We start from the raw sequence: 15,271 nt of genomic DNA, 5'->3' as shown, positions 1-15,271 counted from the left end.
GGCATTCTACAGGCCCGGGCCGACATATTTGGTAAAACCCGACCAAGCTATTTGCCGCGTCGCGGCCATTGGCGGGGTGCGCAGGGGCGGAGTGGTGCGTTCAGTGAACTAAGATGTAACGAAACGTTAGCGAGTTGCGGCAGTCTGTAACCCAACGACGTGTATTGGTTCACAGGTAAAAGGCTCGCGATGCTGACTTTATTAAAAGATGAAAAACTCCTGCTGCTGGCGATTGTTATGGCGTGTGTGGCCTTCCCGCTGGAGCCCTGGCTGCTGCATAACGGGCAAGTGACAGCGCTGGTGGCGGGTGGCGTCCTGATTGCAGCGATTGTGTGCGCGTCCATGCGTGTGGCTCATCACGCCGAAGTGTTGGCTGAAAAGTTCGGTGATCCTTACGGAACAATGATTTTGACGCTGTCAGCCGTTTTGGTTGAGGTCGTCATCCTCGCGATCATGATGAGTAATGAAGCGTCTCCAACGTTGGTGCGGGATACGATTTATTCAGCGGTGATGCTGGATATCAACGGGATTCTCGGCCTGGCAGCGCTGATGGGCGGGATCAAGCACGGCGAGCAGTCCTACAACGACGATTCGGCGCGCACCTACAGTGTGATGATTCTGACGGCCATGGGCGTGTCGATGGTGGTGCCGGAATTTATCCCCAAGGCAGACTGGAAAATTTACTCGGCGTTCACCATTGGCGCGATGGTGTTGCTGTACACGCTGTTTTTGCGCATGCAGGTCGGGCCGCACAGTTACTTTTTCAGTTACAGCTACCCCGAGAAAAAGGGCCGTAAACGTGCCCCGGAAGGGGAAGCGACCAACCTGAAACTGTCAGTCGGCGTGTTGGTGTTTGGCATTATCGTAATTGGCGCGCTCGCCGAGGTGATGTCCAAGGCCCTCGATCTGGGGTTGGAAGGGACGGGCGCACCGCCTGTCATGACTGCGATTGTGGTGGCCGCGATCTCGGCGGCTCCGGAAATCTTGACTGCGCTGCGTGCCGCCTTGGCCAATCGCATGCAGTCGGTGGTGAATGTGGCACTCGGGGCTTCGCTGTCCACCGTTATCTTGACCGTGCCGGTCATGGAGGCCATGGCGCTGTATACCGGTCAGCCGTTCCAGATGGCCATGACGCCCGTGCAGACGGTGATGGTGTTGATTACGTTGGTGGTGAGTGCCATCAACTTGAATGACGGCGAGACCAATGCGATCGAAGGCATGACGCACTTTGTGCTGTTTGCGACCTTCATCATGCTGTCGCTGCTGGGGCTTTGACGTAAAGGGCGGCGTGCAGGCGCCGCCCGATCGGTCGCCTACCAGGGAATCGTCTGGCCTTTATAGTCGATGAAGTAATGGCCCCCTTTGCCTGCATAGGCCTTCACTTGCTCAACCAGCCCACGGGTGCTGGTTTCAACGTCGATATCGGCACCTTCGCCGCCCATGTCGGTTTTGACCCAGCCGGGGTGCAGGGTCAGAACAGTAGGCCGGTCCTCGCCCAGTTGACTGATGAAGGTATTGGTCATGGAGTTGAGTGCGGCTTTGCTGGCTTTGTAGAGCGCTAGTTCAGGCGCGTCTGGCGATGCAACACTGCCCAGACCGGAACTCATAAACGCCAGCACCCCACTGCCTTTACGGATTTTGCTGACAAAGGCTTGCGCCAGGGTGATCGGCGCTACGCTGTTGGTCAGGAACAATTGACCGATGTCGGACAGACTGGCGCGCCCTGACGTTTGATCGTCCGGCCCCTTGATCCCCGCGTTCACAAACACCAGGTCAAATACGTGAGTGTTCAGCTTTTGGCTCAGGTTCCCGATAGCTTCAACGTTGTCCAGATCCAGCTGTTCGATGTTGACGTTGCCCAACGCTTTAAGCTTCTCAACGTTGCCAGGGTTACGCACGGTGGCGGTGACGTTCCAGCCATCGTTGATGAGTTGCTCGACCAGGCCCAGACCCAGTCCACGTGAGGCGCCAATGATAAGTGCGTTTTTTGCTGTCATGAGTCGCGTCCTATACAGGGTAAATGAGGTTCACCGCACACGGTTTTACTCCTTCAGGCGTCGACTGCCCACCCATGCAAGTTGGTTAAAAAACGTACAGCCATAAGCAGCCGTTACAGAATGTGCGCTCCCGTTGGGTTTGCACGGCTTATCCACAGGTTGCTCCACAGGAACTGTGCGCAACCTGTGCACCTGGGTATAAGCGCGCGCAGGGATGGTTCGAAGGGCTATAAATCAGAGTAACGCGCTGTTTGCATTGAGGTTTCTACCCTTTGAAGGCGCAGTCGATCAAAAAACGTACAAAGCGGCGCAGGTCACGCCAGTCAAGGGCTGTAGAGGAGTGTGCTCAGGTTATCCACAGTCGGGTGCACAGTGGTTGTGGGCAACTGTTTGACGGGGGATAAAGTGGGTCACTCTTCACTATTGATCGACTGGCGGGTCAGCACAATGCGGCCACGGCTGAGGTCGGCCAGTTGCTGTCGCAAGTCAGGAATCTGCGCTTCACTGACTTCCAGGACTAGCTCCACCCCGTTAGCGGTGAAGGTTTCATTGCTGAGCACGCCGTTGAGTTCAGACAGGCGCAGTTTGACCAGCGCCAATTCGCTGAAGCTGCACGCGCATTCCAGCGCGACTCGCGTGATAAGCGGTGACTTATCGGCCGCTTGCAGGCATTTGTTGGCGCCACCCCCGTAAGCGCGTGCCAAACCGCCCGTGCCCAGTTGAATGCCGCCATACCAGCGGATCACCAGGACCACGACTTGATCGCAATCCTGCGCTTCGATGGCGGACAGAATGGGGCGTCCGGCCGTGCCGCCGGGTTCGCCGTCATCGCTGCTGCGGTACTGATCGCCCAGCTTCCAGGCCCAGCAATTGTGGGACGCGTTAAGGTCGCTGTGCAGCGCGATAAAGTCCTGTGCCTGTTGAGCGCTGGTGATGGGCGCCGCATGGGTGATGAAGCGGCTCTTGCGGATTTCTTCGCGGTACTCGCATGGACCGGTCAGGGTTGAAGGCATATCGATTCCGGGCTGGGCGCGAGGCATGCAGGCTTCGCGGCGGGGCTGACGAGGGGGACGAACGTTAGCGTGTCGATTCGAGGCTCTCAAGGAAACTTTCAAGAACCAGATGGGGGCGGCGGCCTTTGCGTGTGACCGAGGCCAGGCTCAAGTCATAAAAACGGGTATCAGGTTTGAGCGCCCGCAGACGACCTTGTTGTACCCACAAACTGGCGTAATGGTCCGGCAGGTAGCCTATGTAGCGGCCGGTCAGAATCAGGAACGCCATGCCTTCACGGTCCGATGCACTGGCGGTGCACTTGAGCGCCTGATAATGCGCCTGAATCTCTGAGGGCAGACGAAACGTCGGTGCAATGGCGTCCTGATCGTTGAGGCGTTCGTCTTGCAACTGGTGGTCATCGACATAAAACAGCGGGTGGCCGACGGCACAGTAAAGCAGCGACCGCTCGCTATACAGCGGCTGATATTCCAGACCGGATAACGCACTGGCCTGGGGTACAACGCCGACGTGCAGACGGCCGTCCAGCACGCCCTGTTCTACCTCGTTGGGCGAAATCATGCGGATCTGGATTTGCACATCGGGCCCACGCTCTTTGAGTTGGGCCAATGCGTGGGTGATACGCATATGGGGGAGGGTGACGAGGTTGTCGGTAAGGCCGATGGTCAGCTCACCGCGCAAGTGTTGATGCAGGCCGTTTACCTCTGTGCGAAAACTCTCAAGTGCACCGAGTAATTGGAGTGCGGATTGGTAGACCTCGCGACCTTCTTCCGTCAGGGAAAAACCTGCACGCCCGCGCTGGCACAGGCGCAAGCCCAGTCGCTGCTCAAGATCGCTCATTTGTTGGCTGATTGCTGACCGGCCAATGCCGAGGACTGTTTCTGCCGCAGAGAAACCGCCGCACTCTACGACACTGCGAAAGATGCGCAACAAGCGAATATCGAAGTCGCTGACTTGCGCCAAGGCATCGGAACGACGGCTGCTCATAGTTTAGTAAATGCCTAACTGAAGGTTAGAAGAGTTGGATTTCACCGACTTTATAGGCGTGGCAATTTAGCTGCAACAACGATTTCGACCCGACACTGCACTCTGTCTTGCGAGGTTTTGCTGATGAACATGCCTGAAAACGCCGAGTTAAACGTAGCCAGCCAGTTCAAGCTGGATGCGCACTGGATGCCTTACACCGCCAACCGCAACTTTCATCGGGATCCGCGTTTTATCATCGGCGCCAAGGGCAGTTATCTGACCGATGACAAAGGCCGACAAATTTACGACTCGTTGTCCGGCCTGTGGACATGTGGTGCAGGGCATACGCGCACAGAAATTCAGGAAGCCGTGGCGAAGCAACTCGGCACGCTGGATTATTCGCCGGCGTTTCAATATGGCCATCCCTTGTCGTTTCAGCTGGCTGAGAAAATCACCGAGCTAACGCCGGGCAACTTGAACCATGTGTTCTTCACGGACTCGGGTTCTGAATGCGCGGACACGGCCGTGAAAATGGTGCGTGCGTACTGGCGGCTGAAAGGCCAATCGACCAAGACCAAAATGATTGGCCGGGCGCGCGGCTATCACGGTGTGAACATTGCGGGCACCAGCCTGGGTGGCGTGAGCGGCAACCGTAAACTGTTTGGTCAAGCAATGGCGGATGTCGATCATCTTCCGCACACCTTGCTGGCGAGCAATGCCTTTTCACGCGGTATGCCTGAGTTGGGCGGTATTGCGCTGGCGGATGAACTGCTCAAGTTGATCGAACTGCATGACGCTTCGAATATCGCCGCCGTGTTTGTCGAGCCGATGGCAGGGTCTGCCGGTGTGCTGGTGCCGCCTCAGGGCTATCTGAAACGTCTGCGTGAAATCTGCGATCAGCACAACATCCTGCTGGTATTCGATGAGGTCATTACCGGGTTTGGTCGCACAGGCTCCATGTTCGGTGCTGACAGCTTCGGTGTGACGCCGGACCTGATGTGCATCGCCAAGCAGGTCACTAACGGTGCGATCCCGATGGGGGCTGTAGTTGCCTCTACCGAGATTTATCAGACATTCATGAATCAGCCGACGCCTGAATATGCGGTGGAATTCCCACACGGCTATACCTACTCCGCGCATCCGGTCGCGTGTGCCGCGGGCCTGGCCGCGCTGGATTTGCTGCAAAAAGAGAACCTTGTCCAGAGCGTCGCGCAGGTGGCACCGCATTTCGAGCAAGCATTGCACGGCTTGAAAGGCGTGAAGAATGTGATCGATATCCGTAACTACGGTCTGGCTGGTGCGATCCAGATTGCACCGCGTGATGGCGATGCGATTGTGCGTCCTTTCGACGCCGCCATGAAACTGTGGAAAGCCGGCTTCTACGTCCGCTTTGGCGGTGACACGTTGCAGTTTGGTCCAACCTTCAACAGCAAGCCTCAGGATCTGGATCGTTTATTCGATGCGGTGGGTGAAGCGTTGAATCAGATCGACTGACCCCTTCTATATAGAAGAGGCTTTTTTGGATTTTCGACTGGCGCGTAGTGTTCGCGTCAGCAAACCTGTTTTGGAGTGGCAATGAGCACGATTCAACATTTGATCAATGGTGAGCTGGTTAATGATTCTGGCCGTACCGCCGATGTGTACAACCCGTCGACGGGCAAGGTGATTCATCAAGTGCCGTTGGCCAGTCGCGAGACGATTCAACAGGCAATCGACACGGCCAAGGCTGCCTTCCCGGCCTGGCGTAATACGCCTCCAGCCAAACGTGCTCAAGTGATGTTCCGTTTCAAGCAGTTGCTGGAACAGAATGAAGCCCGGATTTCACAGTTGATCAGCGAAGAGCATGGCAAGACGCTCGAAGATGCGGCGGGTGAACTCAAGCGCGGGATCGAGAACGTGGAATACGCGTGTTCCGCACCGGAGATTCTGAAAGGCGAGTACAGCCGTAACGTAGGACCGAATATTGATGCTTGGTCGGACTTTCAACCGATCGGGGTTGTGGCGGGGATTACGCCTTTCAACTTCCCGGCCATGGTTCCGTTGTGGATGTACCCGTTGGCGATTGTGTGCGGTAACTGCTTCATTCTGAAACCGTCGGAGCGTGACCCGAGTTCGACCTTGTTGATTGCGCAGTTGCTTCAGGAAGCGGGCCTGCCTAAAGGGGTCTTGAGTGTGGTGCATGGCGACAAGACAGCCGTAGACGCCCTGATTGAAGCACCAGAGGTGAAAGCCTTGAGTTTTGTCGGCTCCACGCCGATTGCCGAATACATCTATGCCGAAGGCACCAGGCGCGGTAAACGTGTTCAGGCGTTGGGTGGCGCGAAGAACCATGCGGTATTGATGCCTGATGCCGATCTGGATAATGCCGTGAGTGCCTTGATGGGCGCTGCTTATGGCTCGTGTGGTGAGCGCTGCATGGCGATTTCGGTAGCCGTGTGCGTTGGGGACCAGGTGGCGGATGCCTTGGTTGCCAAGCTGGTGCCGCAAATCGAGGCGTTGAAAATTGGCGCGGGGACTTCATGCGGTCTGGACATGGGGCCTTTGGTCTCCGGCCAGGCGCGGGATAAGGTCAGTGGCTATGTGGCGGACGGTGTAGCGGCGGGCGCGCAGTTGGTCGTTGATGGGCGTGGTTTGAGCGTCAAGGACCATGAAGACGGGTTCTTCTTGGGTGGATGCCTGTTTGATCGCGTTACACCAGAGATGCGCATCTATAAGGAAGAGATCTTCGGACCGGTTCTGTGCATCGTGCGTGTGAATAGCCTGGAAGCGGCGATGCAACTGATCAACGATCATGAGTACGGCAACGGCACATGCATCTTCACGCGTGATGGCGAGGCTGCACGTTTGTTCTGTGATGAGATCGAAGTCGGCATGGTGGGGGTTAACGTACCGCTGCCTGTGCCGGTGGCTTATCACAGCTTTGGCGGCTGGAAGCGTTCATTGTTTGGCGATCTGCATGCCTATGGCCCGGATGGTGTGCGTTTTTACACGCGTCGCAAGGCAATTACCCAGCGTTGGCCGCAACGGGCCAGCCATGAAGCGTCGCAGTTTGCATTTCCGAGTCTTTAACGGCTCTGTTGCCTAACAAGAAGCCAGCCGCAAGGCTGGCTTCTTTGTTTTAAGCTTTCGATGGTTTATGACAGAAATATGAAATTGAGGCTTGACTCAGAATTCCAGCGGCCTATAATTCGCCCCACTTCCGGCGCAGTCGAAACTGAAAACTCCTTGAGTTTCAATGAGTTAGACGGTTTTGACGATGCCAGCTTCAAATCATCGAAGCAGGAAATGAGGTGTTGACAGCAGCGTGTAACGCTGTAGAATTCGCCTCCCGCTGACGAGAGATCGAAAGCGCAAGTGGTTGATGTTACAGAGGAAGCTTTGAAAACATCTTAAAATAACCGCTTGACAGCAACAGAGGCTGCTGTAGAATGCGCGCCTCGGTTGAGCGAAAGCTTAACCAACCGCTCTTTAACAACTGAATCAAGCAATTCGTGTGGGTGCTTGTGGAGTCAGACTGATAGTCAAAAAGATTATCAGCATCACAAGTTACTCCGCGAGAAATCAAAGATGTAACCAACGATTGCTGAGCCAAGTTTAGGGTTTTCTCAAAACCCAAAGATGTTTGAACTGAAGAGTTTGATCATGGCTCAGATTGAACGCTGGCGGCAGGCCTAACACATGCAAGTCGAGCGGTAGAGAGGTGCTTGCACCTCTTGAGAGCGGCGGACGGGTGAGTAATACCTAGGAATCTGCCTGGTAGTGGGGGATAACGTTCGGAAACGGACGCTAATACCGCATACGTCCTACGGGAGAAAGCAGGGGACCTTCGGGCCTTGCGCTATCAGATGAGCCTAGGTCGGATTAGCTAGTTGGTGAGGTAATGGCTCACCAAGGCTACGATCCGTAACTGGTCTGAGAGGATGATCAGTCACACTGGAACTGAGACACGGTCCAGACTCCTACGGGAGGCAGCAGTGGGGAATATTGGACAATGGGCGAAAGCCTGATCCAGCCATGCCGCGTGTGTGAAGAAGGTCTTCGGATTGTAAAGCACTTTAAGTTGGGAGGAAGGGCATTAACCTAATACGTTAGTGCTTTGACGTTACCGACAGAATAAGCACCGGCTAACTCTGTGCCAGCAGCCGCGGTAATACAGAGGGTGCAAGCGTTAATCGGAATTACTGGGCGTAAAGCGCGCGTAGGTGGTTTGTTAAGTTGAATGTGAAATCCCCGGGCTCAACCTGGGAACTGCATCCAAAACTGGCAAGCTAGAGTATGGTAGAGGGTAGTGGAATTTCCTGTGTAGCGGTGAAATGCGTAGATATAGGAAGGAACACCAGTGGCGAAGGCGACTACCTGGACTGATACTGACACTGAGGTGCGAAAGCGTGGGGAGCAAACAGGATTAGATACCCTGGTAGTCCACGCCGTAAACGATGTCAACTAGCCGTTGGGAACCTTGAGTTCTTAGTGGCGCAGCTAACGCATTAAGTTGACCGCCTGGGGAGTACGGCCGCAAGGTTAAAACTCAAATGAATTGACGGGGGCCCGCACAAGCGGTGGAGCATGTGGTTTAATTCGAAGCAACGCGAAGAACCTTACCAGGCCTTGACATCCAATGAACTTTCCAGAGATGGATTGGTGCCTTCGGGAACATTGAGACAGGTGCTGCATGGCTGTCGTCAGCTCGTGTCGTGAGATGTTGGGTTAAGTCCCGTAACGAGCGCAACCCTTGTCCTTAGTTACCAGCACGTAATGGTGGGCACTCTAAGGAGACTGCCGGTGACAAACCGGAGGAAGGTGGGGATGACGTCAAGTCATCATGGCCCTTACGGCCTGGGCTACACACGTGCTACAATGGTCGGTACAAAGGGTTGCCAAGCCGCGAGGTGGAGCTAATCCCATAAAACCGATCGTAGTCCGGATCGCAGTCTGCAACTCGACTGCGTGAAGTCGGAATCGCTAGTAATCGTGAATCAGAATGTCACGGTGAATACGTTCCCGGGCCTTGTACACACCGCCCGTCACACCATGGGAGTGGGTTGCACCAGAAGTAGCTAGTCTAACCTTCGGGAGGACGGTTACCACGGTGTGATTCATGACTGGGGTGAAGTCGTAACAAGGTAGCCGTAGGGGAACCTGCGGCTGGATCACCTCCTTAATCGACGACATCAGCTGCTCCATAAGTTCCCACACGAATTGCTTGATTCATTGAAGAAGACGATAGAAGCAGCTTTAAGCTCCAAGCTGATAGCTCACGCTAACAGTTACAAGCTCGAAATTGGGTCTGTAGCTCAGTTGGTTAGAGCGCACCCCTGATAAGGGTGAGGTCGGCAGTTCGAATCTGCCCAGACCCACCAATTTTGTATGGGGCCATAGCTCAGCTGGGAGAGCGCCTGCCTTGCACGCAGGAGGTCAGCGGTTCGATCCCGCTTGGCTCCACCATAAACTTGCTTCTGCATCGTAAAGCTTAGAAATGAGCATTCCATGAGATGATGGTGAATGTTGATTTCTGATCTTTTGATTAGATCGTTCTTTAAAAATTTGGGTATGTAATAGAAAGATAGACTGAATGACACTTTCACTGGTGTTTATTCAGGCTAAGGTAAAATTTGTGAGTAATTGCAAGTTTTCGGCGAATGTCGTCTTCATAGTATAACCAGATTGCTTGGGGTTATATGGTCAAGTGAAGAAGCGCATACGGTGGATGCCTTGGCAGTCAGAGGCGATGAAAGACGTGGTAGCCTGCGAAAAGCTTCGGGGAGTCGGCAAACAGACTTTGATCCGGAGATGTCTGAATGGGGGAACCCAACCATCATAAGATGGTTATCTTGTACTGAATACATAGGTACAAGAAGCGAACCAGGGGAACTGAAACATCTAAGTACCCTGAGGAAAAGAAATCAACCGAGATTCCCTTAGTAGTGGCGAGCGAACGGGGACCAGCCCTTAAGCTGTATTGATGTTAGCGGAACGCTCTGGAAAGTGCGGCCATAGTGGGTGATAGCCCTGTACGCGAAAACATCTTTGCAGTGAAATCGAGTAGGACGGAGCACGAGAAACTTTGTCTGAATATGGGGGGACCATCCTCCAAGGCTAAATACTACTGACTGACCGATAGTGAACTAGTACCGTGAGGGAAAGGCGAAAAGAACCCCGGAGAGGGGAGTGAAATAGATCCTGAAACCGTATGCGTACAAGCAGTGGGAGCCCACTTTGTTGGGTGACTGCGTACCTTTTGTATAATGGGTCAGCGACTTATTTTCAGTGGCAAGCTTAACCGAATAGGGGAGGCGTAGCGAAAGCGAGTCTTAATAGGGCGTCTAGTCGCTGGGAATAGACCCGAAACCGGGCGATCTATCCATGGGCAGGTTGAAGGTTGGGTAACACTAACTGGAGGACCGAACCGACTACCGTTGAAAAGTTAGCGGATGACCTGTGGATCGGAGTGAAAGGCTAATCAAGCTCGGAGATAGCTGGTTCTCCTCGAAAGCTATTTAGGTAGCGCCTCATGTATCACTGTAGGGGGTAGAGCACTGTTTCGGCTAGGGGGTCATCCCGACTTACCAAACCGATGCAAACTCCGAATACCTACAAGTGCCGAGCATGGGAGACACACGGCGGGTGCTAACGTCCGTCGTGAAAAGGGAAACAACCCAGACCGTCAGCTAAGGTCCCAAAGTTATGGTTAAGTGGGAAACGATGTGGGAAGGCTTAGACAGCTAGGAGGTTGGCTTAGAAGCAGCCACCCTTTAAAGAAAGCGTAATAGCTCACTAGTCGAGTCGGCCTGCGCGGAAGATTTAACGGGGCTCAAACCATACACCGAAGCTACGGGTATCACGTAAGTGATGCGGTAGAGGAGCGTTCTGTAAGCCTGTGAAGGCGAGTTGAGAAGCTTGCTGGAGGTATCAGAAGTGCGAATGCTGACATGAGTAACGATAATGGGTGTGAAAAACACCCACGCCGAAAGACCAAGGTTTCCTGCGCAACGTTAATCGACGCAGGGTTAGTCGGTCCCTAAGGCGAGGCTGAAAAGCGTAGTCGATGGAAAACAGGTTAATATTCCTGTACTTCTGGTTATTGCGATGGAGGGACGGAGAAGGCTAGGCCAGCTTGGCGTTGGTTGTCCAAGTTTAAGGTGGTAGGCTGGAATCTTAGGTAAATCCGGGATTCTAAGGCCGAGAGCTGATGACGAGTGTTCTTTTAGAACACGAAGTGGTTGATGCCATGCTTCCAAGAAAAGCTTCTAAGCTTCAGGTAACCAGGAACCGTACCCCAAACCGACACAGGTGGTTGGGTAGAGAATACCAAGGCGCTTGAGAGAACTCGGGTGAAGGAACTAGGCAAAATGGCACCGTAACTTCGGGAGAAGGTGCGCCGGTGAGGGTCAAGCATTTACTGCGTAAGCCCATGCCGGTCGAAGATACCAGGCCGCTGCGACTGTTTATTAAAAACACAGCACTCTGCAAACACGAAAGTGGACGTATAGGGTGTGACGCCTGCCCGGTGCCGGAAGGTTAATTGATGGGGTTAGCTAACGCGAAGCTCTTGATCGAAGCCCCGGTAAACGGCGGCCGTAACTATAACGGTCCTAAGGTAGCGAAATTCCTTGTCGGGTAAGTTCCGACCTGCACGAATGGCGTAACGATGGCGGCGCTGTCTCCACCCGAGACTCAGTGAAATTGAAATCGCTGTGAAGATGCAGTGTATCCGCGGCTAGACGGAAAGACCCCGTGAACCTTTACTATAGCTTTGCACTGGACTTTGAATTTGCTTGTGTAGGATAGGTGGGAGGCTTTGAAGCGTGGACGCCAGTTCGCGTGGAGCCATCCTTGAAATACCACCCTGGCAACTTTGAGGTTCTAACTCAGGTCCGTTATCCGGATCGAGGACAGTGTATGGTGGGTAGTTTGACTGGGGCGGTCTCCTCCTAAAGAGTAACGGAGGAGTACGAAGGTGCGCTCAGACCGGTCGGAAATCGGTCGTAGAGTATAAAGGCAAAAGCGCGCTTGACTGCGAGACAGACACGTCGAGCAGGTACGAAAGTAGGTCTTAGTGATCCGGTGGTTCTGTATGGAAGGGCCATCGCTCAACGGATAAAAGGTACTCCGGGGATAACAGGCTGATACCGCCCAAGAGTTCATATCGACGGCGGTGTTTGGCACCTCGATGTCGGCTCATCACATCCTGGGGCTGAAGCCGGTCCCAAGGGTATGGCTGTTCGCCATTTAAAGTGGTACGCGAGCTGGGTTTAGAACGTCGTGAGACAGTTCGGTCCCTATCTGCCGTGGACGTTTGAGATTTGAGAGGGGCTGCTCCTAGTACGAGAGGACCGGAGTGGACGAACCTCTGGTGTTCCGGTTGTCACGCCAGTGGCATTGCCGGGTAGCTATGTTCGGGAAAGATAACCGCTGAAAGCATCTAAGCGGGAAACTTGCCTCAAGATGAGATCTCACTGGAACCTTGAGTTCCCTAAAGGGCCGTCGAAGACTACGACGTTGATAGGTTGGGTGTGTAAGCGCTGTGAGGCGTTGAGCTAACCAATACTAATTGCCCGTGAGGCTTGACCATATAACACCCAAGCAATTTGCGTCGAAAGGCCAGATTGCGGTGTGTGAAGACGATACAAACCGAAAGTTTGCACCTCACAAAACACCACTCTATTACATACCCATTCGCTGGAACGTTGACCGTAAGGTAAACGCACCGGCTACAGAATTTCTTGACGACCATAGAGCATTGGAACCACCTGATCCCATCCCGAACTCAGCAGTGAAACGATGCATCGCCGATGGTAGTGTGGGGTTTCCCCATGTGAGAGTAGGTCATCGTCAAGATTAAATTCCGAAATCCCTGTCTGCTCACGCAGATGGGGATTTTGTTTTTGTATAAGTACAAGCTTTGTAAAAAGCATGTGCAGTGAGTCAGGTAGTTACCTGATAAACAAAGAATAAAGTGGGGTTGACAGCAGCGTGTAACGCTGTAGAATTCGCCTCCCGCTGACGAGAGATCGGAAGCGCAAGTGGTTGATGTTACAGAGGAAACTTTGAAAACATCTTAAAATAACCGCTTGACAGCAACAGAGGCTGCTGTAGAATGCGCGCCTCGGTTGAGCGAAAGCTTAACCAACCGCTCTTTAACAACTGAATCAAGCAATTCGTGTGGGTGCTTGTGGAGTCAGACTGATAGTCAAAAAGATTATCAGCATCACAAGTTACTCCGCGAGAAATCAAAGATGTAACCAACGATTGCTGAGCCAAGTTTAGGGTTTTCTCAAAACCCAAAGATGTTTGAACTGAAGAGTTTGATCATGGCTCAGATTGAACGCTGGCGGCAGGCCTAACACATGCAAGTCGAGCGGTAGAGAGGTGCTTGCACCTCTTGAGAGCGGCGGACGGGTGAGTAATACCTAGGAATCTGCCTGGTAGTGGGGGATAACGTTCGGAAACGGACGCTAATACCGCATACGTCCTACGGGAGAAAGCAGGGGACCTTCGGGCCTTGCGCTATCAGATGAGCCTAGGTCGGATTAGCTAGTTGGTGAGGTAATGGCTCACCAAGGCTACGATCCGTAACTGGTCTGAGAGGATGATCAGTCACACTGGAACTGAGACACGGTCCAGACTCCTACGGGAGGCAGCAGTGGGGAATATTGGACAATGGGCGAAAGCCTGATCCAGCCATGCCGCGTGTGTGAAGAAGGTCTTCGGATTGTAAAGCACTTTAAGTTGGGAGGAAGGGCATTAACCTAATACGTTAGTGCTTTGACGTTACCGACAGAATAAGCACCGGCTAACTCTGTGCCAGCAGCCGCGGTAATACAGAGGGTGCAAGCGTTAATCGGAATTACTGGGCGTAAAGCGCGCGTAGGTGGTTTGTTAAGTTGAATGTGAAATCCCCGGGCTCAACCTGGGAACTGCATCCAAAACTGGCAAGCTAGAGTATGGTAGAGGGTAGTGGAATTTCCTGTGTAGCGGTGAAATGCGTAGATATAGGAAGGAACACCAGTGGCGAAGGCGACTACCTGGACTGATACTGACACTGAGGTGCGAAAGCGTGGGGAGCAAACAGGATTAGATACCCTGGTAGTCCACGCCGTAAACGATGTCAACTAGCCGTTGGGAACCTTGAGTTCTTAGTGGCGCAGCTAACGCATTAAGTTGACCGCCTGGGGAGTACGGCCGCAAGGTTAAAACTCAAATGAATTGACGGGGGCCCGCACAAGCGGTGGAGCATGTGGTTTAATTCGAAGCAACGCGAAGAACCTTACCAGGCCTTGACATCCAATGAACTTTCCAGAGATGGATTGGTGCCTTCGGGAACATTGAGACAGGTGCTGCATGGCTGTCGTCAGCTCGTGTCGTGAGATGTTGGGTTAAGTCCCGTAACGAGCGCAACCCTTGTCCTTAGTTACCAGCACGTAATGGTGGGCACTCTAAGGAGACTGCCGGTGACAAACCGGAGGAAGGTGGGGATGACGTCAAGTCATCATGGCCCTTACGGCCTGGGCTACACACGTGCTACAATGGTCGGTACAAAGGGTTGCCAAGCCGCGAGGTGGAGCTAATCCCATAAAACCGATCGTAGTCCGGATCGCAGTCTGCAACTCGACTGCGTGAAGTCGGAATCGCTAGTAATCGTGAATCAGAATGTCACGGTGAATACGTTCCCGGGCCTTGTACACACCGCCCGTCACACCATGGGAGTGGGTTGCACCAGAAGTAGCTAGTCTAACCTTCGGGAGGACGGTTACCACGGTGTGATTCATGACTGGGGTGAAGTCGTAACAAGGTAGCCGTAGGGGAACCTGCGGCTGGATCACCTCCTTAATCGACGACATCAGCTGCTCCATAAGTTCCCACACGAATTGCTTGATTCATTGAAGAAGACGATAGAAGCAGCTTTAAGCTCCAAGCTGATAGCTCACGCTAACAGTTACAAGCTCGAAATTGGGTCTGTAGCTCAGTTGGTTAGAGCGCACCCCTGATAAGGGTGAGGTCGGCAGTTCGAATCTGCCCAGACCCACCAATTTTGTATGGGGCCATAGCTCAGCTGGGAGAGCGCCTGCCTTGCACGCAGGAGGTCAGCGGTTCGATCCCGCTTGGCTCCACCATAAACTTGCTTCTGCATCGTAAAGCTTAGAAATGAGCATTCCATGAGATGATGGTGAATGTTGATTTCTGATCTTTTGATTAGATCGTTCTTTAAAAATTTGGGTATGTAATAGAAAGATAGACTGAATGACACTTTCACTGGTGTTTATTCAGGCTAAGGTAAAATTTGTGAGTAATTGCAA

Annotated in this window: 6 protein-coding genes, 4 tRNA genes and 4 rRNA genes; 11 read left to right on the top strand and 3 right to left on the bottom strand. The window is 53.4% G+C overall.

Translation table 11 applies throughout. The annotated features are described in order from the left end of the window. Window positions 1-189: 189 nt before the first annotated feature. Complete coding sequence (locus IF654_RS19800) at window positions 190-1,275, top strand: calcium:cation antiporter (protein ID WP_070412198.1); 1,086 nt, start codon at window positions 190-192, stop codon at window positions 1,273-1,275. A gap of 38 nt (window positions 1,276-1,313) precedes the next feature. Here IF654_RS19800 and IF654_RS19795 read toward each other — a convergent pair whose 3' ends face one another. The 3 genes from IF654_RS19795 to IF654_RS19785 all read right to left on the bottom strand — a co-directional run bounded on the left by IF654_RS19795 (window position 1,314) and on the right by IF654_RS19785 (window position 3,995). Beyond that, window positions 1,314-1,997 (bottom strand): SDR family oxidoreductase, encoded by a 684-nt coding sequence (locus IF654_RS19795; protein ID WP_047275253.1) that lies wholly within the window; start codon window positions 1,995-1,997, stop codon window positions 1,314-1,316. A gap of 410 nt (window positions 1,998-2,407) precedes the next feature. Then, a complete protein-coding gene (locus tag IF654_RS19790) occupies window positions 2,408-3,010 on the bottom strand; it encodes an IMPACT family protein (protein ID WP_047273264.1) in 603 nt (200 codons plus the stop codon). Window positions 3,011-3,074: 64 nt separating this feature from the next. Then, a complete protein-coding gene (locus tag IF654_RS19785) occupies window positions 3,075-3,995 on the bottom strand; it encodes a LysR family transcriptional regulator (RefSeq protein ID WP_047273265.1) in 921 nt (306 codons plus the stop codon). A gap of 123 nt (window positions 3,996-4,118) precedes the next feature. Between IF654_RS19785 and aptA the strand changes: the two genes are divergently transcribed. The 10 genes from aptA to IF654_RS19735 all read left to right on the top strand — a co-directional run bounded on the left by aptA (window position 4,119) and on the right by IF654_RS19735 (window position 15,088). After that, window positions 4,119-5,468, top strand: a complete 1,350-nt coding sequence (gene aptA, locus IF654_RS19780; protein ID WP_194862129.1) for an omega-aminotransferase AptA — start codon at window positions 4,119-4,121, stop codon at window positions 5,466-5,468. An 81-nt stretch (window positions 5,469-5,549) separates the two neighbouring features. Next, window positions 5,550-7,043 carry a CoA-acylating methylmalonate-semialdehyde dehydrogenase gene (locus tag IF654_RS19775; protein WP_047275258.1) on the top strand — a complete coding sequence of 498 codons (1,494 nt, stop codon included), beginning with the start codon at window positions 5,550-5,552 and terminating at the stop codon, window positions 7,041-7,043. 555 nt (window positions 7,044-7,598) lie between these two features. Continuing rightward, window positions 7,599-9,135: ribosomal RNA gene (locus tag IF654_RS19770) — 16S ribosomal RNA — on the top strand. A 122-nt stretch (window positions 9,136-9,257) separates the two neighbouring features. Beyond that, window positions 9,258-9,334, top strand: a tRNA-Ile gene (locus tag IF654_RS19765). Between the two features lie 9 nt (window positions 9,335-9,343). After that, window positions 9,344-9,419: transfer RNA gene (locus tag IF654_RS19760), tRNA-Ala, on the top strand. A 235-nt stretch (window positions 9,420-9,654) separates the two neighbouring features. Beyond that, a 23S ribosomal RNA gene (locus tag IF654_RS19755) occupies window positions 9,655-12,546 on the top strand. A gap of 150 nt (window positions 12,547-12,696) precedes the next feature. Continuing rightward, a 5S ribosomal RNA gene (gene rrf / locus IF654_RS19750) occupies window positions 12,697-12,812 on the top strand. Window positions 12,813-13,267: 455 nt separating this feature from the next. Beyond that, a 16S ribosomal RNA gene (locus tag IF654_RS19745) occupies window positions 13,268-14,804 on the top strand. Together the 16S, 23S and 5S rRNA genes with 4 tRNA genes alongside form the textbook arrangement of a ribosomal RNA operon. 122 nt (window positions 14,805-14,926) lie before the next feature. Beyond that, a tRNA-Ile gene (locus tag IF654_RS19740) sits at window positions 14,927-15,003 on the top strand. Window positions 15,004-15,012: 9 nt separating this feature from the next. Continuing rightward, a tRNA-Ala gene (locus IF654_RS19735) sits at window positions 15,013-15,088 on the top strand. Window positions 15,089-15,271: the final 183 nt, after the last annotated feature.

This window comes from Pseudomonas lundensis, assembly GCF_015377145.2.
Classification (GTDB): Bacteria; Pseudomonadota; Gammaproteobacteria; order Pseudomonadales; family Pseudomonadaceae; genus Aquipseudomonas; species Aquipseudomonas lundensis.
The sequence above is the reverse complement of the archived record's forward strand: the minus strand, read 5'-3'. Positions and strand labels throughout refer to the sequence as shown.

Coding starts and splice junctions, on each gene's coding strand:
- IF654_RS19800 (WP_070412198.1), top strand. CDS start 190: ATGCTGACTTTATTAAAAGATGAAAAACTCCTGCTGCTGGCGATTGTT.
- IF654_RS19790 (WP_047273264.1), bottom strand. CDS start 3,010: ATGCCTTCAACCCTGACCGGTCCATGCGAGTACCGCGAAGAAATCCGC.
- aptA (WP_194862129.1), top strand. CDS start 4,119: ATGAACATGCCTGAAAACGCCGAGTTAAACGTAGCCAGCCAGTTCAAG.
- IF654_RS19785 (WP_047273265.1), bottom strand. CDS start 3,995: ATGAGCAGCCGTCGTTCCGATGCCTTGGCGCAAGTCAGCGACTTCGAT.
- IF654_RS19775 (WP_047275258.1), top strand. CDS start 5,550: ATGAGCACGATTCAACATTTGATCAATGGTGAGCTGGTTAATGATTCT.
- IF654_RS19795 (WP_047275253.1), bottom strand. CDS start 1,997: ATGACAGCAAAAAACGCACTTATCATTGGCGCCTCACGTGGACTGGGT.